At 37.6% G+C, this 24,777-nt stretch carries 20 protein-coding genes and 1 CRISPR repeat array; of the genes, 6 read left to right on the top strand and 14 right to left on the bottom strand.

Annotated elements, in window-relative coordinates:
• Positions 1-2: 2 nt before the first annotated feature.
• The 3 genes from IGJ95_RS01920 to IGJ95_RS01910 form a co-directional block, all read right to left on the bottom strand.
• Positions 3-530: a GNAT family N-acetyltransferase gene (locus tag IGJ95_RS01920; protein WP_194179659.1), complete on the bottom strand. Its 528-nt coding sequence runs from the start codon at positions 528-530 to the stop codon at positions 3-5.
• A gap of 13 nt (positions 531-543) precedes the next feature.
• Positions 544-996: a MarR family winged helix-turn-helix transcriptional regulator gene (locus tag IGJ95_RS01915; protein ID WP_153829939.1), complete on the bottom strand. Its 453-nt coding sequence runs from the start codon at positions 994-996 to the stop codon at positions 544-546.
• A 68-nt stretch (positions 997-1,064) separates the two neighbouring features.
• Positions 1,065-1,664 carry an NUDIX hydrolase N-terminal domain-containing protein gene (locus IGJ95_RS01910; protein ID WP_153829940.1) on the bottom strand — a complete coding sequence of 200 codons (600 nt, stop codon included), beginning with the start codon at positions 1,662-1,664 and terminating at the stop codon, positions 1,065-1,067.
• 116 nt (positions 1,665-1,780) lie between these two features.
• Here IGJ95_RS01910 and IGJ95_RS01905 point away from each other — a divergent pair, with 116 nt between their 5' ends.
• Positions 1,781-3,223: a helix-turn-helix domain-containing protein gene (locus IGJ95_RS01905; RefSeq protein WP_010736466.1), complete on the top strand. Its 1,443-nt coding sequence runs from the start codon at positions 1,781-1,783 to the stop codon at positions 3,221-3,223.
• Between the two features lie 237 nt (positions 3,224-3,460).
• On the opposite strand, the gene IGJ95_RS01900 is transcribed toward IGJ95_RS01905, so the two are convergent.
• From IGJ95_RS01900 to tdc, 3 genes are all read right to left on the bottom strand, one after another.
• The gene (locus IGJ95_RS01900; protein WP_023519024.1) at positions 3,461-6,010 is read right to left on the bottom strand and encodes an HAD-IC family P-type ATPase; all 2,550 of its coding nucleotides are present in this window, start codon (positions 6,008-6,010) and stop codon (positions 3,461-3,463) included.
• Between the two features lie 153 nt (positions 6,011-6,163).
• Positions 6,164-7,618: an amino acid permease gene (locus IGJ95_RS01895; RefSeq protein ID WP_153829941.1), complete on the bottom strand. Its 1,455-nt coding sequence runs from the start codon at positions 7,616-7,618 to the stop codon at positions 6,164-6,166.
• A 27-nt stretch (positions 7,619-7,645) separates the two neighbouring features.
• Positions 7,646-9,481 carry a tyrosine decarboxylase gene (gene tdc, locus IGJ95_RS01890; RefSeq protein WP_023519022.1) on the bottom strand — a complete coding sequence of 612 codons (1,836 nt, stop codon included), beginning with the start codon at positions 9,479-9,481 and terminating at the stop codon, positions 7,646-7,648.
• Between the two features lie 499 nt (positions 9,482-9,980).
• On the opposite strand from tdc, the gene IGJ95_RS01885 reads away from it, so the two are divergent.
• The gene (locus IGJ95_RS01885) at positions 9,981-11,411 is read left to right on the top strand and encodes a hypothetical protein (protein WP_023519021.1); all 1,431 of its coding nucleotides are present in this window, start codon (positions 9,981-9,983) and stop codon (positions 11,409-11,411) included.
• Between the two features lie 227 nt (positions 11,412-11,638).
• On the opposite strand, the gene IGJ95_RS01880 is transcribed toward IGJ95_RS01885, so the two are convergent.
• The 6 genes from IGJ95_RS01880 to cas9 all read right to left on the bottom strand — a co-directional run bounded on the left by IGJ95_RS01880 (position 11,639) and on the right by cas9 (position 18,935).
• Positions 11,639-11,995, bottom strand: coding sequence for a DUF1622 domain-containing protein (locus IGJ95_RS01880; RefSeq protein WP_019724648.1), 357 nt, complete (start codon positions 11,993-11,995; stop codon positions 11,639-11,641).
• A complete protein-coding gene (locus IGJ95_RS01875) occupies positions 11,995-12,357 on the bottom strand; it encodes a DUF1622 domain-containing protein (protein WP_010736474.1) in 363 nt (120 codons plus the stop codon). Before IGJ95_RS01875 ends, IGJ95_RS01880 begins: the two co-directional genes overlap by 1 nt.
• 226 nt (positions 12,358-12,583) lie before the next feature.
• Positions 12,584-13,015: a CRISPR direct-repeat array (repeat unit 36 nt; unit sequence GTTTTGGAAGCATTCAATTCAACATAGCTCTAAAAC).
• A gap of 86 nt (positions 13,016-13,101) precedes the next feature.
• Complete coding sequence (csn2, locus tag IGJ95_RS01870; RefSeq protein WP_041684361.1) at positions 13,102-13,767, bottom strand: type II-A CRISPR-associated protein Csn2; 666 nt, start codon at positions 13,765-13,767, stop codon at positions 13,102-13,104.
• Positions 13,757-14,101 carry a CRISPR-associated endonuclease Cas2 gene (cas2, locus tag IGJ95_RS01865; protein WP_023519019.1) on the bottom strand — a complete coding sequence of 115 codons (345 nt, stop codon included), beginning with the start codon at positions 14,099-14,101 and terminating at the stop codon, positions 13,757-13,759. The genes csn2 and cas2 overlap by 11 nt, the downstream gene beginning before the upstream one ends.
• A complete protein-coding gene (gene cas1 / locus IGJ95_RS01860) occupies positions 14,098-14,964 on the bottom strand; it encodes a type II CRISPR-associated endonuclease Cas1 (protein ID WP_023519018.1) in 867 nt (288 codons plus the stop codon). The genes cas2 and cas1 overlap by 4 nt, the downstream gene beginning before the upstream one ends.
• Entirely contained in the window at positions 14,943-18,935 is a 3,993-nt protein-coding gene (cas9, locus tag IGJ95_RS01855) for a type II CRISPR RNA-guided endonuclease Cas9 (protein WP_438761362.1), read from the bottom strand. Before cas9 ends, cas1 begins: the two co-directional genes overlap by 22 nt.
• A gap of 680 nt (positions 18,936-19,615) precedes the next feature.
• Here cas9 and IGJ95_RS01850 point away from each other — a divergent pair.
• Entirely contained in the window at positions 19,616-19,744 is a 129-nt protein-coding gene (locus IGJ95_RS01850; RefSeq protein WP_010736477.1) for a hypothetical protein, read from the top strand.
• Positions 19,745-19,790: 46 nt separating this feature from the next.
• Positions 19,791-21,485 (top strand): oleate hydratase, encoded by a 1,695-nt coding sequence (locus IGJ95_RS01845; protein ID WP_062805806.1) that lies wholly within the window; start codon positions 19,791-19,793, stop codon positions 21,483-21,485.
• A 94-nt stretch (positions 21,486-21,579) separates the two neighbouring features.
• On the opposite strand, the gene IGJ95_RS01840 is transcribed toward IGJ95_RS01845, so the two are convergent.
• Positions 21,580-22,383: a hypothetical protein gene (locus tag IGJ95_RS01840; protein ID WP_153829943.1), complete on the bottom strand. Its 804-nt coding sequence runs from the start codon at positions 22,381-22,383 to the stop codon at positions 21,580-21,582.
• A gap of 287 nt (positions 22,384-22,670) precedes the next feature.
• Between IGJ95_RS01840 and IGJ95_RS01835 the strand changes: the two genes are divergently transcribed.
• Together IGJ95_RS01835 and IGJ95_RS01830 are read left to right on the top strand one after the other, a co-directional pair.
• Positions 22,671-23,804, top strand: coding sequence for an alcohol dehydrogenase catalytic domain-containing protein (locus IGJ95_RS01835; RefSeq protein ID WP_062805808.1), 1,134 nt, complete (start codon positions 22,671-22,673; stop codon positions 23,802-23,804).
• A 27-nt stretch (positions 23,805-23,831) separates the two neighbouring features.
• Positions 23,832-24,158 carry a YrhK family protein gene (locus IGJ95_RS01830; RefSeq protein WP_010736481.1) on the top strand — a complete coding sequence of 109 codons (327 nt, stop codon included), beginning with the start codon at positions 23,832-23,834 and terminating at the stop codon, positions 24,156-24,158.
• 21 nt (positions 24,159-24,179) lie between these two features.
• On the opposite strand, the gene IGJ95_RS01825 is transcribed toward IGJ95_RS01830, so the two are convergent.
• Positions 24,180-24,638 (bottom strand): GNAT family N-acetyltransferase, encoded by a 459-nt coding sequence (locus tag IGJ95_RS01825; protein WP_194928325.1) that lies wholly within the window; start codon positions 24,636-24,638, stop codon positions 24,180-24,182.
• Positions 24,639-24,777 lie beyond the last annotated feature (139 nt).

The raw sequence follows: 24,777 nt of genomic DNA, 5'->3' as shown, positions 1-24,777 counted from the left end.
CGTTACACCTCATTGATTTTTTTGACTAAGATATGATCGATCTGTGCATCGTCGCCCATATAAAACACATGTTGTCCTTGGTGTATGAAACCATGCTTACGGTAAAAAGCTTGGGCTGGATCATTATGTTCCCACACACCTAACCACACAGCTGTTTTTCCCTGTGCTTTCGCTTGAGCCAACGCCCAGTTCATCAAGTGAGTGCCGATCCCTTTTTTCTTATAGGGTGGTCGAATATAGATCCGTTCGATTTCTAGATGATCCTCAGACATTTCCTCGGATTGTGCTTTTCCTATGTTCAGTTTTAGATAACCTGCAATTTCGCCATGATCTAGCGCCCAGAAAAAAGCTGAGTCTGGCTGGATCAGTTCTTTTGTCAATCGCTGCAAATCATACGCTTGCGAAAGATATGCATCCATATCTGCCTGCGTGTTATATTCGCCAAAAGTATCTGTGTACGTTTCAATGCTGATTGCTTGAAGGCGTTCCACTTCACTTCCCACAATCGGTCTGATTTCTACCTTCCCCACTCCAACATCCCTTTCAATACAGGCGTTTATTGCCCTTTTTTACAAAATTCCAGTCTTCGCTGATATTTTTCCTTACGTATGTCAATAATCTTTCCAACTGTTGGATTTCTTCTTCAGACAAGCCAGCTAAAGCGACTTTCGTAGAATGATGGTGTTCTCGGATGATCATCGGATAAAGTGCTTCTCCTTGGGCTGTCGGATAACACCTTTTATTTTTCTTGTTCTGTTCGTCCGTTACTCGTCGAATCAAGCCATTACTTTCCAGCTTTTTCAGCGCACGGGCAGTTGTCGTTCGATCGACTTTAAGCATTTCGGCTATTTTTTCTTGAATGATACCTGGATTTTCACAAATGCGAACGAGATACAGGTATTGCCCCCTCGTCAAAGCGACTTCTTTAAACTCAATATTACTGATCGAATCTAACGCTCGTGCTATCGCGCCGATTTCTCTTATGATCTCAGCCATCTCTTCTCTCCTTTAGTTGTACTTTTATTGTACTGATTTTTGTTGCAAATGCAACAAAAATATATTGATCAGTCAAAATAAGGCAAATGACTTTTCGCTAAGATCGCAAGCTGTTCTTCTGTCGTCCGTTTTTGGGAAAGAGTAGGTAAATCATCCAATGCAAAAAAGGCGCTGTTTGAAGTTTCAATATTCGTGATAAAAGAACCTCCGATGATTGAACATCCAAAAATGACTTTATAGTATTGAAAGGCTTGTGGAATATCTTTTCGGGTATTGGTATCAAAAATTGCCAGTAGTTGATCCACCGTCACCGTTAGCCCGGTTTCTTCTTTCACCTCTTTTCCAATATTTTCCTTTGGTGAATAGCCGATTTCTGCAAAACCACCTGGCAATGCCCATTCTTTTGTATGACTATCTTCCACTAGCAGTATCTTATTCTCTTGTTTGATGAAGGCACGCACATCGACTTTTGGTGTGGGATATCCTTCATTTTGGTCTAAAATAAAAGCAAGCTGTTCTTCGATTTCCTTTTCGCCATTACTCAATAAAGATAAAGCAATCGATTTCAATTCTTGGTAACGTTCTTCGTCAAATGGATCTTTGCCATAGAAGAGACCGGCTTCTGCTATCGCTAATAAGCGTTTGTATTGTTCGATTTTTGTTGCCATTTTGATTCATTCCTTTCGATAAATCCGCGTTGCTATCTCTTACTCCAAAACTACAAGAAACCGCTTATGTAAGTCAAGGATTGTGTTATAATTTGTTTTAAAAGGAGGGGTGTTGGATGTACTCGCTCATGCACCAAATCATCACTGAAAAAGATTTACAACGACAAGTCACGCTGATTGAACTACTTTTGAACCATCCCAAAATCACTGTCAATGAGCTTGCTGAAGAAACCAATACAACGGAACGTACGATTTTTTCCGACTTACAAGTCATCCGCTCACAATTACCTGATGGCTGGTTGATCGATAGTGATCAGTCAGGGATTCGTTTACTCAATCAAAAAAATCTACTTGCCAATGATCTGTGGGAATTGTTTCTAAAACAATCCGTTAGTGTACAATTGATCAAAGAACTATTGTTTACAAAAGAATGTTCCACAACCAATTTTTTAGCAGTCAATGGACTTTCTTACGAAACGCTGAAACGTCATACAAGAAAAGTCAATCGCCAACTCCTTCGTTATGGGTTACAGATCAAGCTGACAAAATATACAAGTACGATGAGTGGTTCTGAGAATGCGATCCGCTTGTTTTATCATCGTCTTTTGATGCCATTTACTCATAATAATTATTTTTTTGAAGATTATTCCATCCATGAATCCCATTACTTTCGTTTTTTGAAACGCTTGAAGCAAACCCCTTTTTCTGTTGAAACAGAAGAGATCTTTGGAATTTGCTGGTTTTTCATCAACACGATACGTGTCAAGGCAAATTGCCGTATCAAGGACTCTTTCTTTAAACCTGAAGATACTCTTTACTCCACGTATGCTACTGAATTAACCGAACTTTATGAATTAGAAGGCGTGTATTTACAAAAAGATGAATTGATTTTTGCTTTCTTTTGCTTTTTAGAAAGTTGGAATTACAACAATCAATACCAAGAACCCGTGGCAGATATCTTGCAAAGTTATCCTTTTTCAGGCAAGATCAAACAATTCGTTCAGGATTTAGCTGATACCTTGCACTTAGAAAAACTAAACGAAACAAAACTTGCTGATAACCTGATTTTGTTACTGTTGAAATACCATGAATCACCTATCTTGATCGAGCAGCTGAATTTGCAATATCACTATTTTTTGGAAGAATATGAGCAACAATATCCGCAGTTGTACCCATTCAAACAAGAATTACTTGAGCAACTGAAACAAGAGTTGCCTATTCAAGAAGACGAATACTTTCTACGCCTACTATCCTTCTTGATCCAACAAGCAATCTTATCCGTTCGTCCAAATAAATTGAACCTGTATTTCTTCTTTCAAGGCGAACCCTCTTGGAAAGCCTTTTTGCAACAAGAATTAAATGATTACTTTGGGAAACGAGTTCAATTGATTCCAGTAGAATTATCTCAACTTTCTGACATCACGTTCCATAAAAACGACTTGTTCGTCTCAAACACCCCCCTCGACCAAGTCCCGATACCAATCATCTACATCTCTACCATACCAACAAAAAATGAGCTCGACCAATTGACCGAACTCACATTTAGAAGTTATTTGTAAGGTTGTGAGAAAAGCGCTTTGACCTGAGCAGTAAGATAGAAAATCAGAAAATAGCTCCCCATATTTTTTGATTTTTTAGCTTAATGTTGAAGGTCAGCTTTTCGAACACCGTTTATCAGGTTTTAAAAGAAGCGTTCAGCTCCAAGTATTAAACCATAAAAAGCGACAGCCTTCCTCTACAGTAACCTAGGGGGAAGACTGTCGCTTTGACTTTATCTCTTAAACGATCGACGATTCTCAGTTACCGGCAAATGCTTCTCTTTCTTTTCTTTTAATCCATGTTTTACTGATTCGTTTCTCGACTTCTACGATTGTAAATAATAGAAGTACATTTACAAGGATTGGTAAATGTTGAGCAAAGCTCAAACTTGTTGTTTCAATGACTTGTTGCGCAAAGGGTAGATAAATGACTCCAGTTTGGAGGACAAATAAAATACCTAATGAAATAAATAAGAATTTATTTTGGAAGAAGCCTTTATTCAATGAAGCATCGACTTGCTCACGGCAATTGATCATATAGACGGCTTGGGCAGCAACAATATTTTGTAAAAGAACAGTTTGTTGTAAGGCTTGACCTTCAAACTGCATTGCCAACCAATAAGCTGGGATAATGATCAAGAGGGACACATAGAAAATCCGGAAAACATTGTACTTCGTCAAAATCCCTTGGTTAGGATCTCTTGGTGGCCGACTCATCGTGTCTTTACTTGCTTGTTCAAAACCTAAAGCATAGGATAACGTGATTGTTGTCACCATATTGACCCATAAGATTTGAATCGGTGTCAAAGGCAATGGCTGATTCGCAAGTAATGCCCAGATGATCACCAAGCCTTGTGCTAAAGATGTAGGTAAGAAGAAGCTGATCGTTTTTTGTAAATTATCTAAAATCCGCCGTCCTTCTTTGACTGCTTTAGCGATCGTATGGAAGTTGTCATCGCCTAATACCATATCTGCGGCTTGTTTACTGACTTCACTTCCTTTGATCCCCATAGCGATTCCCACATCTGCTCGCTTCAATGCGGGCGCGTCATTGACACCATCACCGGTCATCCCAACGATTTCACCATTCTTCTGCAAAGCTTCTACGATCCTCAATTTATGCTCCGGAGTCGTTCGAGCAAAGACATCGACTTTGCTCACTTTCTTCGCTAAATCTTGATCAGAGAGTCGATCGATATCGATTCCTTCAAGGACATTACTCGTATGCTTCAATCCGATTTGATCCGCAATTGCTTGGGCTGTGTCTTTGTGGTCACCAGTAATCATTTTCACTGAGATCCCTGCTTGCTGACATTCTCTTACCGCTTGGATCGCACTCTCTTTTGGTGGATCAATGATTCCTGCAATCCCAACAAATGTCAGTTGTTGCAACTGTGCATGGTCTAACTCTTGCTCAATAGGCATTTGCTTGTAGGCGAACCCTAATACACGTTGGCCTTTTTTCGCTAGCTGTGATGCTTGGTTGATCCATTGTTGCTGTTCTGATTGTGACAAAGAAGATCTCGATAATAAAACTTCTGGCGCTCCTTTGACAAACACTACTGCATGGTCCTGTTCTTCATGCAATGTTGCCATATATTTATAACTTGAGCTAAATGGCAATTTAGCAAGCGACGTTTTTAGGGGAAGATTCTGTTCAGCTGTGTATCGTAATAAAGCTAGCTCAGTTGGATTGCCACTCAACGTTTCCACTACTTGATCCTCTTTCGTTTGCACTTCTTGACAATTTTTCATGATTTCAAGTAAGCGTGTCTCATCTTCTGTCATTGTTTCCACAACAGTCATTTCATTTTTGGTCAACGTACCCGTTTTATCTGAACAGATCACCGTCATTGAACCAAGTGTTTCAACAGAAGGTAATCCTTTGATAATCGCTTGTTCTTGTGCCATTTCATTGACCCCAAGTGAGAGGATCATCGTCAATACCGCTGGCAAGCCTTCTGGGATCATAGAAACGATCAACGCAATGATTGTTGAGAATAAAAAGTTCCACTCTAAGCCATACCTAAATGAGGTAAAGAAAATCAAGAATAAACTTAGAAAAACGATTCCTCTGAAGATTTGCTTGTTTAACTGATGGATCTTGCGAACCAAAGGGGTTGTTTGTTGTTGGACTGATTGTAATGCTTGATTGATTTTTCCAATCTCCGTCGTATTCCCTGTTTCAACGACGACACCAAGTGCCGATCCAGCTTGGACAAGTGTACCTGAAAAAGCCATATTGAGTTGATCTCCTGCGCCTAATTCGTCGACTAACGGCTCACTTATTTTCTCGACCGCATCGGATTCACCGGTCAACGCAGCTTCTTCGATCATCAAACCATATGTTTCGACTAAACGAATATCGGCAGGCACGACATCTCCAGCTGTTAAACTAACTATATCCCCTTGCACGATCTCAGTGGCAGGAATACTTTTCTTGACGCCTTCAGAAAGAACCACTGCGTCTTGACTCATTAAACTTTTTAGCCCATTGAGTGACTCTTCTGCTTTTCTTTCTTGCCAATAACCAACAAAACTATTGATGATCACTACAAGTAAAATAATACTACCTTCAATATAATCACCCGTTAAAAACTTCAAGACAGAAGCCACCATAAGGATGATCATCAACAAATCCGTAAAATGCTTCAAAAATTTCCGAAGCGGACTGACTTTCTTTTTTACCTCTATTTCATTTCTTCCTTGTATTTCTAAACGACTGGTACGTTCTTGATTTGAAAGACCATCTTTGGTCGTCTTTAATTTATTCATTGTTTCTTCAGCAGTTTCTTTGTACCATGTCATCGGCAATCCCTCCTATATTTCATTTGATAATACTTATTATACGTAAAAAGGAGGGTTTCTTATGTCGATTATTTCAGGCAAACATGAAATAATTAGTGTGATTTAATATGAGCCAGGTTTCTAGGTTTGCTTTTCAAACGAAAATTTTTGCCTTTACTCCGATTGCTTCGTTGATTTTTGTTCACTCAATTTGTTCTTTATTTCTTGTTCCCAAGAAGGTTTTCTAATTTTTTCGATACATAATGGGGCAACAAAAAGAATGCCGCTGATCAATGCGACAGCCACAAAGTTGATCCATGTACCAGCTTTTAATGTAAGTCCGACAGAAAAAACGATTGCTGCAAATAAGACTAACACAACAAGCCATGCACCGAGATTCCCATTTCCCTCTTTTTTACCGATGCGAAATGGACGAGGGATAGTTGGATTTGTTTTTCTAAAACGTAAGAATGCGACACCCATGATAAGATAGACGATACAATAAATCACTGTCGTTGCATTTACTAACATCAAAAATGCTTGATTGACTCCGGGAATCAATAAATAGAATAGTGCAAATACAGAAATGATAATGGATTGTGTCAAGATCACCGCTTTTGACACATCAAATTCATTGGTTTTCCAAAAATTGAAACGAGGAGGATACGCGCCTTTTCTTGCACTTTCTGTAACAGTTTTGGCTGGACCAGAAGCCCAAGCAGACAATTGTACAGCGACACCGACAAATACAAGTAAGCTGAATAGGTTCACAATCATATGTGGCAAGCCAAGAATTTGGCAATCGATCGAAATGGATTGAGCAATATTATTCAACTCCATTTGACCCTTTGGTACCACATTGGCAACGACTAACGCATTCAGCGTATTTACCACAAATAAAAAGACTAACGCAGCGAAAATACCGCGTATATAAGTTTTAACTGGATGTGCCAATCGAGTGATATAAACAGAAGACATTTCGATTCCAGTAAAAATGAACATGATCGGTGCAAAATAAACGAATGATTTTGCAGTACTTGGATCGGGAACTAAAAGATCCCAAGAAAATTTCCCTAATGTTCCATTTGGCATAATACCGATCTTGATCCATGCTGCGGCACCTAATAGGAGCATCAATGCCAACGGGACATACAACCCCAACCAGACACCGATTTTCCCGCCAATTTTTGCCATGTCGAATTTTAAGTTCAATAGTGTGATGATCCAATAAACGACTAAAATCACGAGCAATGTGAATTTACTATTCAAGCCCAATGGGACGTTATTGACCATGTTGCCAAACAATGGGGCAAGTGCTGAGGCAACCATGACCATCCCTGGAAACATTTGAACCCATAAAAGCCAAGAGACGACAAATCCCCATTTTCTACCGAGGGATTGAGAGACCCACAGTTCTGGCCCTCCCTTTTGAGGAAACATCCCTGCAAACTCTCCTGAGATCAGAGAGATCGGAAACGCATAAAAGAGTACAGCAACTAACATATAAAACAACATCGTCCAACCAGTGGCAGCGACATCAGGAATATTGCGGACGCTTGCGACTAAAGCGCAAGTCATCCCAATAAACGTTAACGTTGACAGTTGTTTGGTAGATTTTGAGTCTGTCATGATTGATCCTTCTTTCTATCACTAAAACTACGCAAGAACTTCTCTTAGTTTTTCTTCCATTGCGTGTTTGATGGCTTCGGTATAATAAGCAAAGATGTTGTCATCGGTTAAATACGGAGTCATGATCGCAGCTCGCAACAAAGTAACTTGTTGTTCTTTTTGCCATTCCTCTTTTGGAACACCCATGCTTTCAACAAATGCTACTGGAGAATCGCCATAATCCGCTTGCGTGAAGGTCGTATGAGAAGTGATAAAGCGTTCTGCGTACACATCACCTTCCATATAAGAGGACACATCAAACATTTCTTCATTCAAACGGTTGATTTCTTTTAAATCTGTACAACCTTGGACTTTGAATGCCCAATCGACCATATTGAAATCTGGATGATTCAATGGATAGACTTCGATTGTTTTCCCATTGACAGTAAAGCTTAATTGATCAAGAAATTCTCGGAAACGTTGAGCGGCTTCGATCGATGCACCAATCAATTGACCATAGCCAGTGACATTCAAAGGCAGAACTCGGTGTGCCGTCCAAACTGCCGCAGCCGTTGCCCCAGCTTTTGAACCTTCTAAAATATAAGCACCTAACATATCTGGTGCTTTAACGGATTTTTCAAACACATAAGGTGCAAAATAAGAGATGATATTCCGCATACTTTTATGTTTGATCGTGATTCCTCCTGCCGCATAAGGTACATAGCCCATTTTATGGGGATCAACAGTCACTGATTCGGCTTCACTGATTGCCTTGAATCCTTCATAAACACTTCGTTCGATTTTCACTTCATGATGGAAAACATGATGTTCTTCATAAAATTCTGCTAATGATGCGTAAGGTACAAATTCATACGCTTCATTCATGAACAAGCAACGGGCATAGCCACCATAAGCTGCATCCACGTGAAGGTAGAAATAAATGCCTTCATCTTTCAATTTTTCTCTAAGTTCAACGATTTGATCGACACGATCGACTTGTCCTTCTTCTGTTGTACCTACAACAGCGACCACACCTAGGATGGGGATATGTTGGATAGCTAGTTCACGAATCGTCTTTTCCAATACTTGGACATCCATTCGGTAGCAGTCATCAACGGGGATCGCGATCATTTGATCCAACCCGACACCACAAATATCTAATGCTTTCATCCATGAATAGTGTTTGGTTTGAGGAACAAGCCATTTGCCCAATTCTTGGATGTGTTTCCCACTTCGTGAAGATGCAGCTTTGACTCGATCTAATTCTTCATCAGTAAATGTTTCGATCATTTCTAAGATTTCTTCTACAGATAGATTAAGTAATTCCCAATCCGATAGGTCTTTCACTTTTTCAGGGTAAGTTTCTTTGACCGCTAAAGGAATCGATTTGATACAACGGGCATACCATAGACCTTCTAAATTCGCAATTGAACCATCCGCTGTCAGATGGCCCCAACCATTCGGCATACTGAACAGCTTCGCAAAGTCTTCTCCGATTTCTGCTTCCATTTGTGACGTGGCCATTGAGGATTCCAATGCCACGTTATTAGGATTCCAAAGCATCGCAAAGTGATAAGCCAACAAAGCTGGCATCAATGTTTCTGCATTCATTTGTCCCCAATAACGTCCGGCTGAATGCCAAGGAATTGAACCGGCACGCATTCGTTCACTGACTTCATCTAAGACCTCCATCATATGTTGTCGAGTCGCAAGATAAGATGTTGTTGATTTGTCTGCTTCACTGATTGCGGGAAGGTCAGCTGGCAAATAATTTTCACGCCAACCTAAATGTTCATCCACCATCTTATTCAATAACATTTTATACACTTGGCCATTTTCTGCTTTGTCGCCAATAAAGACGGCTTTGATGTCCATATCTTTCATGATTCATTTCTCCTCTCTTGTTACCTGATCACAGGAAATAATCAGCCGGCTGTTGTTGCTTGATCAGTTTACGTGTTTGACTATACGCTCAAATTTTAAAAAAATTTTTTTAATAACATATCTTTATATTTCTTACTTTGAAGACAAAAAAAATAAAGTCTGATTATTCTGTATTTTTAGCTCAAAAAAACGAACGATGTGACTAAACTCCCTATCTAAGAATGGTTCAAATTATTGATTATAACGTTTAAGTCACGAACAAAAAAAAAGAAATCAAATGTACTTATTCGTTGAAAAATATTCATATTTGTTTTTTCTATTTGGTTCTTTTTATCAATCAGTTCCCAATTTTTTTAATTAAAACAGATACAATAACAAAAATAAGTAAATTTAGCATCTTGTTTGCTAAGAAAGATTGGGTGATAGATGCGTATCTACAAAAAACATGGCATAATAGCTAAGTGCTTGTGCATGACTATACAAATAAGGAGGATTCCCCATGATTGAACATTATCTTGAGAAAAATCTCTTACGCCAACTCTTTCTTTGTGGACAGTTTTATGTAAATAAGGAAGTCCATCTTCCAACGACAGCTACTTTGTTACATGTTTGTCAAACCACTCTGTTGAATGATATCAAATCATTAAGTAGAGAATTGAGCGACCAAATCATTTATCAATCAAAAGAAAAAGAAACCTATTCTTTATACTTCGCACCAACAACTTCTCGCTTCCAATTGATGCAACGACTCTCTCGGCCGTCTTTATTTTTAAAAACTTGCCTTCTTTACTTAGAAGATGAACCAGATTATATCCAATTGACCGAACTCGAATTTGTTTCAGTCAGCAAAGCTTACGCATTGAAGAAACAAGTGTTAGACTACTTTCAAGCATGCGATATCGCCATTGAACATCATTCCCCTCACTTTACTGACATCGAAAGACGCTTGGTTTTGCTAAATGTGAGCTATCGGACAGGCACATTGCCTGACCTCTCTCTTCCTTGCTCCTTTGATGTCCAAGCGCAAGAGTTTATTCAAGCAGTCACGAAAAAAAGTGGGCGGATCTATGATCGGGATACCCAAGAGATTTTGCAAACAGGCTTTCTGATCAGTCTGTTCTATCAAAAAGACGCCCCGCTATCAATCGATCAATCCTTCATCGATGAAATCAAAAAGAGACCGATTTATCATTTCGTTCTTGCAGCTTGGGAAGAAAGTCCGTTTAAGCAATTTTTTCAACCAAATGAATTTTATTTTATTCTGATACTCTTCAATTTATGTGATTATGGATTTGATTCTTATGAAGCAATCGAGCAGGATTTTGCCCAACTGCATCAGGTCTTTATTGAAAATAATCCAGAGACAAAACAATTGATCCAACAATTTGAACAACATTTTGATCATGCTTTTCTTGGAAACAAAGCTTTTGAACGTGCTTTGATACGTATTTTGCGTTCTGCTTGGAAAAACTATCAATTGTTCTTACCTGAAAAATTTCATTTATTGACCGATGAACAACGAGAGTTATTTGAAGAAGTAAAACGGATCGTTAGCGATTGGAGCCATGCACTTCCTTATCAATTAAAGATCAATCCAAATTGTCTGCGGTCATTCGTTATTGAATTGACTGGCATTTTACGCTTAGATAAACAAAAATTAACTGTGCGGATCGTGACCAACTCAGATATCAAATACCTGATTTATCGCGAAGCTTTAGAGGCTGTTACGACATGTGACATTTCCGTCGAGCCAATGATTTATAAACAATTAAGTAAAGAAGCTATCGATTTTGTGGCAGCCTCATCTAACCGGCTGTTGTGTGAACGTACACTCTACACACCTGTGGCCTTGTCCATGGAACAAATTATTCCAATCTCAGTCGAAACAGTGGAACAAGCAATTATACTGCTTGTAAAAAGTAGTTCATGAGGAAGGCATACTTTCGTAATAGTAACTCTTGCACACATTTATTCTGTCGTATAAAGTGTGTGAAAAGCTAGACAGTTCCATAAAAAAAGCTAGAAAACCAAAAATTCATCCTACAAGATTTTAGCTTTTCTAGCTTTTTTATAATCGTTACTTTCTGAAAAACTATTCAATTTTAAGAGACGTGATCACTAATATCATTTACCCATTCTGCCTATGATGATGCAAACTTAGACATCTGCTGGGCCGATTTCTTTATTCAAGAAGTAAGAGATGATCGTACGAATCACAACTAATGCGGCCAACTGAAAAATATCTTGTAATGTCGGTTTGATGATCGACTCGATGATCCCAGCAGAAATCAATATCTCTAAACTCAACAAGATATACCCACCCAGCATTTTTTTGATGCCATTATTTTGATGAATCCGTTCATTTTGTTTGAATGACGGATTCAAGGAATCTTTCAAAAAATCTTTGATTGAAAGAAAGCCTCCCCATAATAAGACCACAATGGCAAAAATATCTAAAATCAAGACCAACCATTCAAGATATGGATAAAGCAGTGTCATCCAACTGATCTCCATCAAACTTCCCTTCTTTCATGCGATACATGACTCGCAATTTCTAAATTTAAGAAATAAGAGATGATCGTGCGAATGATAATGATCAATGCTAATTTTAAAATGTCTGTCCAAGTTGGTTTAATGACAGATTCGATGAGATCTGCCACGATCAGTACTTCTAAACTCAACAAAATGTAACTAGCTAGTAGTTTTCGAATATCCGCATTGCGCCGATTACGTGTCGCATAATCTTTAATCAATGGACGTTCCAACATCAAATTTTTTAAAACTAAAAAAATTCCAACCAACAAGACTAAAATCGAGAAAATATTCAAAATCGCAGTCACCCATTCCAACAAATGGACCAACGTTTCACTAAACATCTTTACACCCCACTTTTTCTTCTACTCCTATCCTACTAAGAGTAAAGAGTTTCGTCCAGTTTGAGCAAAAAAAGAAAACACAAGTGTCTGTGTTTTCTTCTGACTCTGTACTTTTTATTAGTGAATCCCACTATCATCTTTTTACTGAGATCCAGTATAGCTAGTAATGGCAGACAATTCAACATAGCTCTAAAACGACTTTTTAGGATCATTAATGAAGTATGTTGTTTTGGAAGCATTCAATTCAACCTAGCTCTAAAACTCTCTAAGGATTATTATTCGTCCATTTATTGTTTTGGAAGCATTCAATTCAACATAGCTCTAAAACTCAATATCTAGATACATGTGTTCAATTCTAGTTTTGGAAGCATTCAATTCAACATAGCTCTAAAACTCCGTTGTGGTGATAAACATTCGGGCGTCTGTTTTGGAAGCATTCAATTCAACATAGCTCTAAAACTCCGCTCATTTACATTACTATAAGCGTGTGGTTTTGGAAGCATTCAATTCAACATAGCTCTAAAACGATCAAATAGTTATTCCAACCATAGAGGAGGTTTTGGAAGCATTCAATTCAACATAGCTCTAAAACTTTGTGTTCAGGGCAGTAGCGTTCAGGCAGGTTTTGGAAGCATTCAATTCAACATAGCTCTAAAACCTCGTAGAAAAAATTTTTTCTGACAAAGTTTCGTAATCGCGCGATTCGTTCATAGCAAAACTTCAGAATTGAATACTTATTTTCTTTTATTCTACCATACTACCATCTATTAAAAAATAATCATTATCTAAGATTGTTTGTGTGATTCCTGCAATTTTTCTTGGTTCGATAAAAAGAACATCCATGTTACATAAAGAAATATAAGATCGTATTTCTTCTATTTCTTTCAACGTTAAATACGAACAAACATTGATAAAGATTAATAGTTTCTTTTTTGTCAGATACTTAAATACTTGTAAAATCTCGATTATTTTTTCATAAATCGTATCACTCGTCGTTTCTATTTTGACTCCTAACGCCTTGAATAATTCTAAAATCGTGATCTCATCACTTTCCAAGTCCATCTCATGGTCTAATAATTCATACTCAATCAGTTCACTGATCGTATCTGTCAATTTAGTGATCATCGACTTCACTTCTGGCTTTTCGTTCAATTGTCTTTCTAAATCTGAATAAATCAATTTCAGTGTCGCGGCTGAATTGATGTCAAAGCCCAAAATATCTGTTATCATCATCAATTCGCTTTCTTTAATCGTTTCATGCCGTTCATTGAATAACTTCACTTCACCATTTTCTTTATAGGTGTACAGCTGTTGGATCATTTTAGCAAACACCGTCACGTCTTCTATGATAAAAAAATTCGCATGCTCAAATTTCATTGGCTGATCAAGTAATGAAAAATTAAGATTCATCATTGAACTCCTCTCCTAAAAAGATCACTCGGTCATCTAGATTCCCGATACTTTGATCTTTTTCACCAGTCAAATAAATCATTCGACCAAATTGCTTTTCTGTTACTGTAAGGATCGTGATCAACCCTTTCTTAGGATTATTCCCTTTTAAACGACCGATCATTACCTGATTGGCGGTATTGTTAAGCAGGAGTTTACTATAGACGGAAAACTGATGCATGATGAAGCCTTCACTGATCAAAAATTTTCGAAAACGACGATAAGCTTTGCGGTCATCGACGGTTTCAGTTGGCATATCGAACATTAATATCATTCTCATATAGCGATAACTCATATTCCGAAGTGTGGAACTCCTTTCGCTTCTTTATTTAATGCTTTGATTACTTTCTTTGTATAATCTGCAACGATATTTGTCAGGAACATCTCTTTTTTCTCATAAGAATAATTCGTTAAGAACAGATCGAATAATCTGCGTTTGATTATTGGAAATTCTTTCTCACGTACCTCGTACACGATTTGATCGACTAATGGGCGAAACGGCTCCATTAAATCACTGGCTAAGTTAAAGTCATTAAACTGATTGGCATGTTTCAACCCAAATTGAGTCATGCAACCATTCTTGACGATTTCTCGAGCAAATAGACTCATCAATAAAGTATATCCATAATCTAATCCAGCATTGATTGCATTGTCTGCTTCTCTAGTGAATTTATTTCCAAACAATGTTTGGAAATAAATTCTGGCTGCATGGCCTTCTCGATTGGTTGGATCTAGTAATTGTAAACTGGCAGTCAACTGAGCAATTGCTTCTGCTTTTTCAGTAAATAAACGCTTTTCTAAAAAACGTTGCTGATTGTTGATTTTCTGTGTGATGATCTCAGTCCAAACACTCGCTTTGTCATCTTTCTTCCATTCGATTTGCCGAGTCAATTGTAAACTGCTATCATGCCGACTATAAAATGGCTGCAATTTTGCAGTAGGTAATCGTTTGTCATCACAGAACAAGACAAGGACTTTTTCATCCACTAAACGCTTGAGCAACATTGTAGTAATCGTGATATCCGTAGTTTCTAATAATAGAACATCGATTTCTGACAAGTGGATTTTTTCTGTTCTTTCTGCGTTCCTAAAAATCAAATGATTGTTTGTATAGGTCAATTTTGAATGTGTATTGATTACAAGCGTTCTCCATCCCATAACTTCCTTACCTCCACTCGCCTTTCATATAATCCAGTAACCGATTGGTAGATAATGGTTGCTTCCCAAATGTCGGTCAAACTCTTATATCTTTTTAATATCTTAATATCAAAAAACTTAAACTCAACAGAAGCACCAAATAACGTAAATTTCAATAAAGATAAAATAGCATCTATCATTTCTTTCAGATCTACCTCTTTATTTTTTTCATAGGCAACTTTTATTTTTTCAAGATGTTGAGGAGCCAAAATATAACGCACCCCAAAGTCAGAGATAAAATCAAAAATGTCATTAAACCCTTCTTTATGCGCATTGACATAATCAAAACTCACTTTATGATTGATTTCATCGTAATGTCTTGCATGATAAAGCAATGTAACTAGATTTTCAGGTAAAATCAATGAGTTAGCTTTTTGCGTTTCTTGATGACTCGCAATCATTCTCCGATATCCACCTTGTGCTTCGAATAATATATATTTAGGCAATATCAGCCATTGTTTTACGCCCTCATAGCCTTTTGTTTTTAGAAACTCTCGTGGGTCTTGTTCGAATCTCAATTGTTCCATAACGGTAATTCCTTCGATTCCTTTGGTTACCTTCTTCTGTTTTCCTTTTTCAAAGATAAAAATCACCGTATATGCCACAAGTGGGCTACCATAGCCACCATATTTCAAAGGATCTAATGATGCTTTTCTTGGAATTAGTTTTTCTGGATTCGCTTTTGAATTAATTGTTTCCTTATAGAATCCACCTTTTTGTTTTTCTACTTTCTTAACGATATTCACTTGGTGTGCGCCAATCGTCTTCTTGATTGTTGAGAGATCACGTTTTTTATTCCAAATCACTTCACCTTGCTCATCACAAATGATTTCTTCACTTTCAAAAAATTTCATGATATTAGAATAGAATTCTTTTTTTGCAGTTGCTTTATTGATCTGGTTGATATCCCCTTTGATATAACTTCCGTAGACAAATTCTGGTGCCAACTTAGGATATTTTTTTAGTAAAGTCATTGCGACTACTCCGTTTAAATAAGCGTCGTGGGCATGGTGGTGATGATTGATCTCTCTCACCTTATAAATATCGAACATCTGACGGAATTGGCTTGTCAACGTTGATTTCAAGGTAATGATACTTGTTTTCTCAGTCGCACTTACTTCTTCTGGTAAATTAAAATGCTGATGTAACAGATTGGCAACATGTTTCGTTATCTGTCTTGTTTCGACTAACTGGCGTTGGATAAATCTTGCCTTGTCTGCCTCGGTCAGATTTTGTTTTGTAAGATTGGCTAGTTTTTTGTCACTGATCAATTTTGCTTGATGTAGCTTTTCCCAATGTGATCGCATTCTTTTGACAACAAGTGGGTCCGGGGCATTATCTAACTTTCCACGATTGACTTTTGATGAAACTAGGACCTTATTATCTAAAGAATTATCAACAATAAAACTTCTAGGAATAATATGGTCAATATCATATTCTGATAAACGATGAATCTCTAGTGGTTCACCTGTATACATATCTTTTCCATTTTGCAAATAATATAAATACAGTCGATCTTTTTGTAGCGCTTGATTATCTGGTGGATAGTCTTTCAACAATGGACTGTCGATATTCTTCAATGCTTCTTCTAAGGCTTTTAAGCGGGGTCTTGAACGGCTTGTTCTTTGATTCTCACGTGCCATTTCAATCACTATGTTCTTAGGTGCCTTACCGATGATACCAATGATTTCTTCGACGATTTTGATACTTTGCCAAATCCCTTTTTTGACCGCAGGACTTCCTGGGATAGCCTTCACTTGATCAAGCAATACGTTTGAGTCGCTCATGATCAATTCATTAGCAATCGTTTCTTTAAACGAAAGATGATCATCATTGATTAGTTGCATGAAATTTCGATTACGATTGCAAGGAAAATCATCATCATCGATCAAATAATCAAGAATGGTTTTCCGGGACTGCTTCTCTCGCATTCCTTGGATCATTTTTTCCGATAGCCGTCCCCAACCAGTATAATGTTTTTTTGCTAATTTCTTGATAGCTGGAAGACCTAAGACAGTTTCGTACGGTTTCAGTTGTTCCCTAATCATTTCTCTGTCTTCAAAAATCGTCAAAATTTTGATAATTTCTTCAAACATCGTTGTCATATCGGGATCATCTAATAATGTATCCATCTGATCTGATAATTTCAACAAATCATGATAGGTGCTATAAGAAGCATTGAATGACGTTTCAATTCCTTTGATTTCAGTTGAATCGATCTGCTCGTTCAACTCTAAAAATTTCCTCAATTGTTTTTCTGTTACTCTTGGATGTTGCTTGAACAACTCGTTAAAAATCTTGCGTTTTTGTTCACTTGAAAAATAGTGAGATTTGCCACGTTCATCCGTATAACTGACTTTTGTCAATTCATTGAAGATCATGAATCTTTGATAAATCAAACTTTGTTTTGGTAAAACTTTTTCCTTTGGTAAATACGTATCTTGATTTGTCATTCGCTCAATAAATTCAATGGCTGAATTTTCTTTATCAACCACTTCTGCAAAATTCCATGGAGTGATTTGGCTCGGACTCTTACGTTTGATCCAAGCGAAAGGACTTTGACCTTCTTGTGCCAACGGTCCTACGTAATATGGGATTCGAAACGTCAGTAGTTTCTCGATTTTTCCTTGTGCCCCTTTTAGAAAAGGATAAAAACGTTTCTGCCGATCCATAATTTCTCTCATTTCAACTAAATGGATTTGATGAGGAATCACCCCATTTGCAAAGGTACGTTGTTTCAATAGATAGATCTCTAGATCAATTTTTTCCATGATTGATTGGCTTTCCTCTAATCCAGCTAGTTCTGTTCTTAGAAATTTATAAAAATCTTCTTGTGTCGCTTTCCCCTTGACATACCCAGCGTATCCATTCTTACTGCGATTCTTAAAGAAATCATCGTACTTTTTAGGTAAGTCTCTACGGACTAGTTCTTTTAATTGTTTAAGGTCTCGTTGGTGCTCTTCAAAGCGCAACTTCATATTCGCAGACAACTTAGCTTTCGTTTCATCATCTGACTTAGAAAGGATTTGCGAAAGTAAAATCGCATCATACACACCCTTCGCTTTTAAAAATAATTCTGCATAATCGTCACTTGTTTTTTCTAGCAGTTCATTTAAATCCTCTTCATAACAATCACGAGTAAAATTCAACTTCATTTCTTCTTCTAAATCAAACGTCTTTTTAAAATTTGCTTGATTTCCGACCATTAGTTTAAGGAATTGAGCAAAATTTCCAGTACTTTTTTCAGATGGATAATAAGCTAATACTTTTTCCACTCGTTTTGCCTTAGATAGCCGCTCTGTCAAAATAGGGACAGCATCATCCAAATCTCCTATAGGTTCTGGAAAGAACTGTTGGTATGCTTGTAAAAATTGCTGATAATTTTCGGTTACCGAGGTATTTTCAGTATCTAATTCTCCTTCAAACAAAAAGTGCCCTCTGTACTTCAAGCAATGGGCAATCGCTAAGTACACTAAACGAATATCTGCTTGTTCTTTTGAGTTTGCTAGATCATGCCTCAAATGGTAGATGGTCGGATATTGACGATGATAATTTTTTTCCTCCGACAATGTAGCAAAAACAGGAAACTTAGCAAATCGTTTGTCTGCTTCCACACGATCTCCTTCTTCTAGCCGAGCAAAAAAATTGGGATCTTTTTTATGTATCTCTTCTGCAAAAATATCTTGTAATGCTAAAACTCTTTGACGTCTTCGTGCGATCCTACGACGGTTCGTTCGTTTGATCCGTCGAAATTGTGCAGTTTTACCTTCTTCGAATAAACGTGCACCCCAAAAATTCTTTTTTATTTTCTTTCTATTCGAGTCTCCTTGAATACTCATTTTTCTTGCGACTAATCGATAATCATCCGTCAACACTGCCCATCCAACCGAATTTGTCCCAATATCTAATCCAATCGTATACTCTTTTTCCATACTTAAATCCTCACCTCTCAACATGATAAAAAAACAAAATCAAAAATATTGTTGTAAGTCTGACAATCTATGCTATAATAAAACCATTGGTAGCATTCAATTCAATATAGCAAGTTAAAATAAGGCTTTGTCCGTCATCAGCTTCTAGGAGCAAGCGCTGTCTCGGCGCTTTTTTTGACTTCATCCGTCTAAAAACTATACAAAAACAACTATGATACCCTTTTCATTCATCCTATCACACTCTTTTCTCAAAATCATCATAATAATAAAAAAAACCAAAATGACTGATCCTAGTTGATTATCCACTGGAAGAATATTTTAAATAATCAAACCACCTTTTTTTAAATAACAAAAATGAGATTCAATTACTTGTATCTATTAGTCGATGAAACATATTCTTTCTCTCTAAACCAGAAACTACGAAGTTTTTTCAAGAAATCAGCAAATGTTGGTTCTATTTTTTTCAGCCATTATCTCTTTCCCCTTTTTTGCCTCAGTGATCGTCACTAATTCTTCTTTGATTCATTTAACATTTTCTTACACTTTATTGTGAAAAACAGACACTTCCTCTAAACTGTCAAAAATCCAGGTTGCTTCCTTACCCTATCATTTGGCTTATTTTTCTAAACGCTTTATGCTTTGAAGTAGAAACAGTTCACAAACCAAAAGGAGGTTTTTTTATGAGCAAGAAATGGTTGAAAGTAGGCATTGGCTTAGGACTAGTCGCTATAGGTGCTGTTTATCTTGGCAAAAAAACAGGCTTACTAGAAGATGATCGTCACCTTTATGATGAATTTGAATCCATCTAGAAAAATCGCTGTGAAAATGAATTGGTAAATATTGGAGGAACGCATGATGCAAAAAAAGAAAGCAATTATGATTGGTGCAGGAATCGCGAATATGGCAGCTGCTGTTTATTTGATCCAAGAAGGCAAATGGCGTGGAGATCAAATCACTTTCTACTCCTTAGATGACCATGGATCAAATGATGGCGCTCCTGTGGACACAGTGACTGATGAATATTGGAACAAAAATCACCCATTAGAAAATCAAAAAGGCTACGTTGCACGTGGTGGACGTATGCTGAATTACCGTACGTATGTCGATTTGATGGATCTACTCAGTCGTATCCCTTCTGCCACAGAACCGGGCATGACAGCCGAAGAAGATACACGAGATTTCGATGCCAAACATCCGACATTTGATAAAGCTCGCTTATTGGAAGGTGGCAAGGGAATCGTTGATGGCGGTAAATTAGGCTTCAATAATAAAGATCGCGTATTATTAACGAAACTAATCGCCATGCCTGATTCAGAAGAAGAAAAATTAGATAATGTGACGATTGCTGAGTATTTCAAAGATGATCCCCATTTCTTTGAAACAAACTTCTGGTTTATGTGGGAAACGACTTTTGCTTTTCGAACACGTAGTTCTGCACAAGAATTACGTCGCTATATGCACCAAATGATTTATGAGTTTACTCAAATCGAGCATTTAGTTGGGGTCAATCGAACACGCTATAATCAATACGAAAGTATTATGTTGCCACTGATCAATTATTTGAAAGAACAAGGTTGTAAAATCATTTTGAATCGTCGTGTCGTTGACTGGGAATTCAAAGAAACAGCGATGCAAGATGAAATCACTGTGACTGGCTTGAAGATGATCAATACAAAAACACAAGAAGAAGAACATGTCGTTGTTGATGGAGATACTGGCGTATTATTTACAAATGGTTCGATCACTGATTCGGCAACACTTGGCGACTACGAAACACCCGCAGAGGAAAATATGGATTACGGTGCTGCTTCGAGTTTGTGGAAAAAAGCCAGTGAAAAATTCTACAATTTAGGCAATCCAGATAAATTTTTCGCAGATCGTGATGCAAGTGAATGGGTCAGCTTTACGTTGACAACGAAAAATCATGTGTTGCTAAATGAGATCACACGTATCACGACACAAGAACCAGGTAATGCGTTGAATTCATTTATTTCAACAACACCGATTACCCCACTTGGTCAAAAAGATGTCAATATGTCTATCGTCGTGCATCACCAACCGCATTTCACTTCACAAAAACCGAATGAAACAGTGATTTGGGGCTACTTCTTGTATCCAAGACGTCGTGGTGAATTTGTCGACAAAGAGTATATTAAAATGAACGGAAAAGAAATGTTAGAAGAATTACTTGGTCAGCTTTCAAAAGTTGATCCTGGTCCAGTAAACATTCGCGAAAAAGAAACCGAAATCTACGATAGTGTCATCAATAATATTCCAGTTTACATGCCATATGCTTCTGCCTTATTTAACAATCGTGCGAAAAGTGATCGACCAAAAGTCATTCCTAAACATTCAACAAACCTTGCCTTTACTGGTGAGTTCGTTGAACAGCCTTATCAAATGATCTTTACCGAACAAAGTGCTGTTCGTTCAGGAGAAATTGCGGCATTCCATTTTGCAGGTATTCCAATGTCACGTTTGGTGAAAACACCACGTTATGACAAAGATATCCCTACGTTGATGCGTGCAGCGAAAAAAATGTTTGATTGAGGTTCACTAAAGGAATTCACTTTCCTGTGCTACTTCAGTCCTAAAACAAAAGTCCTCCACCTATGGAAATAGGCGGAAGACTTTTGTTTTTTCGCTATTTTTGATTTTGTCCGACAGTTCTTTTTTTGTTTTCTCTTTTTGCAAGGAGCCATGCGAAGCCGCCCACAACAATCTCACTTCCTCCGATCAATAAAACAATCAGGGTAAAGTTAGTGAGATATATTCGCATCAAGCCTTGAAGTGACTCCATTTGCTCCTCCGTCTGCAAAATCTGCGCATAGTATAAAGTTGCAGCAAATGCTAGACTTATCAGTCCAGCGCCCATCAGACTACACGCAAATTTTTTGATACGCGAACGGATAGAGCCTGGATTGAAATAAATGAACCCTGCTAAGATCAATAAGCTCACACTCACAATGCCCCAAGCATAGTGAAGTACCTGGTGGCTCAGGTCATTGATTCCTCGAATAAAAAGATGCAGATAACTTGGTTGGACACTTCGTTCAAAGATCCCGCCGATCATATGTAAAGCGAGTTCTTCTCCCGCAATCCCTTCTTCAATATTGATCTCATGTTCTGTTTTATATGTATGGATCGTCTCTTTGATATGTTCTTCCAGCTCCGTTTCTTGGATCAAGCTTGGTTGCTTGTCACGATAAGTTTCTTTGACAAAATGCTCGATATTCTTTTTGACTAATTCCTCAGATATACTGTCGGCAAGCACCTCTGGAGTGACTCTTGCTTCTTGGTGATAGCTCTGGACACGACCATTGATCTCTTTCGTTACCTTTTGTATGTAGTTTGCTTGTTTGATTTGTTCATTCATAAATCCTTCATTTGCTAAAGACGTATAAAAAAGTCCGCCAATCGACAAAAAAAAGAGCCAGACTGTACACACAACTCCTATAATTATTTTGATTAATCGACTATTTCTCATTTCTCTCCTTTCCTAGGTCAGCACAAAAAATTGTTCTTTTACGTTTTATTTTGTTGAAAATCAACTACTATAATTATAACTTTCAGTCAATAAAACTACAACTTCCTTTTTTCGTCAAAAGTTATTTTATTGTTTTAAACTAAAACTAAAAGCGCGTTTCATTGTGAAAAAAAGTAACATTCCCTTAGAATGAGTTTATAAATAACTATCGTTAGTTTTATTAACGAAAACAGGAGAGGAGCACTACGATGAAAGCAGTCACTTGGCAAGGAAAGCAAAAAATGGAAATTAGAAATGTTGATGATCCAAAAATTTTAGCACCAACCGATGCAATCATCCGTATCACTGCGACAGCGATTTGTGGATCTGATCTCCATCTTTATCACCATGGGGAATCCGTTATGGAAAAAGGCTATGTCGTTGGACATGAACCTATGGGGATTGTTGAAGAAGTTGGTTCTGAAGTGAAAAAGTTAAAAAAAGGACAACGTGTAGTTATTCCTTTTAATATTAGTTGTGGTCATTGCCATTTTTGTACAAACCATATGGAAAGTCAGTGTGATAATTCCAATCAGGAAGAATTATACGGCGGATTATTCGGTTTTGGTAAATTGAACGGAAATCACTGGGGTGGGCAAGCAGAGTATCTTCGGGTACCTTTCGCCGACTCTACGTCATTTATCGTTCCAGATAATGATTTACCTGATGAAAAAGTTTTATTTTTATCTGATATTTTACCCACCGCTTATTGGAGCGTTGCAAATGCAGGGGTTAAAAAAGATGATACAGTCGTCGTCTTAGGTTCAGGTCCTGTTGGTTTATTTGCACAAAAATTTGCTGTGATGGCAGGAGCAAAACGTGTCATTGCGGTCGATCCAGTCAAACACCGATTAGACAAAGCAGTCCGCTATAATCAAATCGAAACCTATCTATTAGACGATGTGAACCAAGCCGGAGATGATTTATATGAGTTAGCTCGTGGCGGTGCAGATGTCATCATTGATTGTGTCGGAATGGATGGTTTAGAGCCAACAAAAGAAAAAGCTAAAAATTTAGTTAGCTTACAAAGTGGAACGATCTCACCTATCCAAATGGCTGCTAAAGCGGTCAAAAAATTTGGTACAGTGCAAATCACTGGTGTTTATATGACACCTGCTTCTTCCTATCCACTTCAAGAATTCTTTATGCGCAATATTGACGTCAAACATGGGCAAGCACCAGTTGTCCATTTGATGCCAAAAATTTATGACATGATTGCAGAAGGACTGTTTGATCCAACTCAAATCATCACTCATTCGATGCCGTTAGAAGAAGCGGCTCGAGCATACGAGATTTTTGATAAAAAAGAAGATAAAAATATCAAAGTTGTCTTGAAACCGTAGAAATAAAAACTAGTTAGGTGATTTTATATGCCAAGAATCAAACGAAATACCCATGATGTCGAGATTGGCAAAGAAGAAGATATTGAGATCCGCGGACGGCGTTTTCGCTTGTATTTCCAAAATCGTTACACATTGATTTCTTTAGCGGTTGATTTACTCACAGGGATTTTTTATGTCTTAGGGAGTATTGCTTTGCTCACGAAAATCCCTGATTATTACAGCAATTACTTATATTTAGCAGGCGCCATCTTCTTGACCACTCGCCCCATCTTACGTATCGTGCGAAATGTCTTTATTTACGATGAAAAGAAACAACGAAGAGAACAAGCGAAAAAAGAGAAGCATGAGATTTGATACAACATCTCATGCTTCTCTTTATGTTGTTGTAGTGATTTGATACAACCGGGTAGTTGTTCCACTTTCTTCCTTGACCATAGTTAAAAATGACCAATCATATCGTTCATAAAAGGAGGTGTGGTCTGTCATCAAATAAAGTTTCTTGAACCCTAATCGATGCATCTCTTCTCTGGTTTGTTCTAATATCCATTTTGCTAATCCCTGATTCCGATGCTCCGGTTCAACATATAAAGCACAAAGATTAGGTGCTAAATCTGGGCGGTCGTGGAAGTCATTTTCGATGACACCTGCTCCTCCAACGATTGCACCTTTTTCATCGAGAATGACATACCATTGAGGAATACTTTCCTTCTCGATGATTGCAGTACGTATACTTTCCGCATAAACCTCAGCAGGGATGCCCCACTTTGAGGAAAACCAACTTGCGGTTTCTTCCAGTAAATCTGGGTGTTCATTTAATTTGATCCATTGATACATATTCAACTTTTAAATCTCCATTCATTATTCATGCGTCGTGTAAAATAGATGCCTAAGCATGTTTATCTATGTTTGAATTTTTGCTTCTTCTTCCGACCTAAGCTAGAATAGATGTCAAAGGAGTGAGCGAGATGATTGC

The sequence above is a fragment of the Enterococcus sp. AZ156 genome (assembly GCF_051714165.1).
Classification (GTDB): Bacteria; Bacillota; Bacilli; order Lactobacillales; family Enterococcaceae; genus Enterococcus_B; species Enterococcus_B pernyi.
Note: the sequence above shows the minus strand (reverse complement) of the source record. Positions and strands in the feature narration are given on the sequence as shown.

Excerpts from the sequence above, each read along its gene's own strand:
- IGJ95_RS01900 (WP_023519024.1), bottom strand. The coding sequence starts at position 6,010 with ATGACATGGTACAAAGAAACTGCTGAAGAAACAATGAATAAATTAAAG.
- IGJ95_RS01835 (WP_062805808.1), top strand. The coding sequence starts at position 22,671 with ATGAAAGCAGTCACTTGGCAAGGAAAGCAAAAAATGGAAATTAGAAAT.
- IGJ95_RS01895 (WP_153829941.1), bottom strand. The coding sequence starts at position 7,618 with ATGACAGACTCAAAATCTACCAAACAACTGTCAACGTTAACGTTTATT.
- cas9 (WP_438761362.1), bottom strand. The coding sequence starts at position 18,935 with ATGGAAAAAGAGTATACGATTGGATTAGATATTGGGACAAATTCGGTT.
- IGJ95_RS01915 (WP_153829939.1), bottom strand. The coding sequence starts at position 996 with ATGGCTGAGATCATAAGAGAAATCGGCGCGATAGCACGAGCGTTAGAT.
- cas2 (WP_023519019.1), bottom strand. The coding sequence starts at position 14,101 with ATGAGTTATCGCTATATGAGAATGATATTAATGTTCGATATGCCAACT.
- IGJ95_RS01885 (WP_023519021.1), top strand. The coding sequence starts at position 9,981 with ATGATTGAACATTATCTTGAGAAAAATCTCTTACGCCAACTCTTTCTT.
- IGJ95_RS01905 (WP_010736466.1), top strand. The coding sequence starts at position 1,781 with ATGTACTCGCTCATGCACCAAATCATCACTGAAAAAGATTTACAACGA.
- IGJ95_RS01880 (WP_019724648.1), bottom strand. The coding sequence starts at position 11,995 with ATGGAGATCAGTTGGATGACACTGCTTTATCCATATCTTGAATGGTTG.
- csn2 (WP_041684361.1), bottom strand. The coding sequence starts at position 13,767 with ATGAATCTTAATTTTTCATTACTTGATCAGCCAATGAAATTTGAGCAT.
- cas1 (WP_023519018.1), bottom strand. The coding sequence starts at position 14,964 with ATGGGATGGAGAACGCTTGTAATCAATACACATTCAAAATTGACCTAT.
- IGJ95_RS01845 (WP_062805806.1), top strand. The coding sequence starts at position 19,791 with ATGCAAAAAAAGAAAGCAATTATGATTGGTGCAGGAATCGCGAATATG.
- IGJ95_RS01875 (WP_010736474.1), bottom strand. The coding sequence starts at position 12,357 with ATGTTTAGTGAAACGTTGGTCCATTTGTTGGAATGGGTGACTGCGATT.
- IGJ95_RS01825 (WP_194928325.1), bottom strand. The coding sequence starts at position 24,638 with ATGTATCAATGGATCAAATTAAATGAACACCCAGATTTACTGGAAGAA.
- IGJ95_RS01850 (WP_010736477.1), top strand. The coding sequence starts at position 19,616 with ATGAGCAAGAAATGGTTGAAAGTAGGCATTGGCTTAGGACTAGTCGCT.
- IGJ95_RS01830 (WP_010736481.1), top strand. The coding sequence starts at position 23,832 with ATGCCAAGAATCAAACGAAATACCCATGATGTCGAGATTGGCAAAGAA.
- IGJ95_RS01910 (WP_153829940.1), bottom strand. The coding sequence starts at position 1,664 with ATGGCAACAAAAATCGAACAATACAAACGCTTATTAGCGATAGCAGAA.
- tdc (WP_023519022.1), bottom strand. The coding sequence starts at position 9,481 with ATGAAAGATATGGACATCAAAGCCGTCTTTATTGGCGACAAAGCAGAA.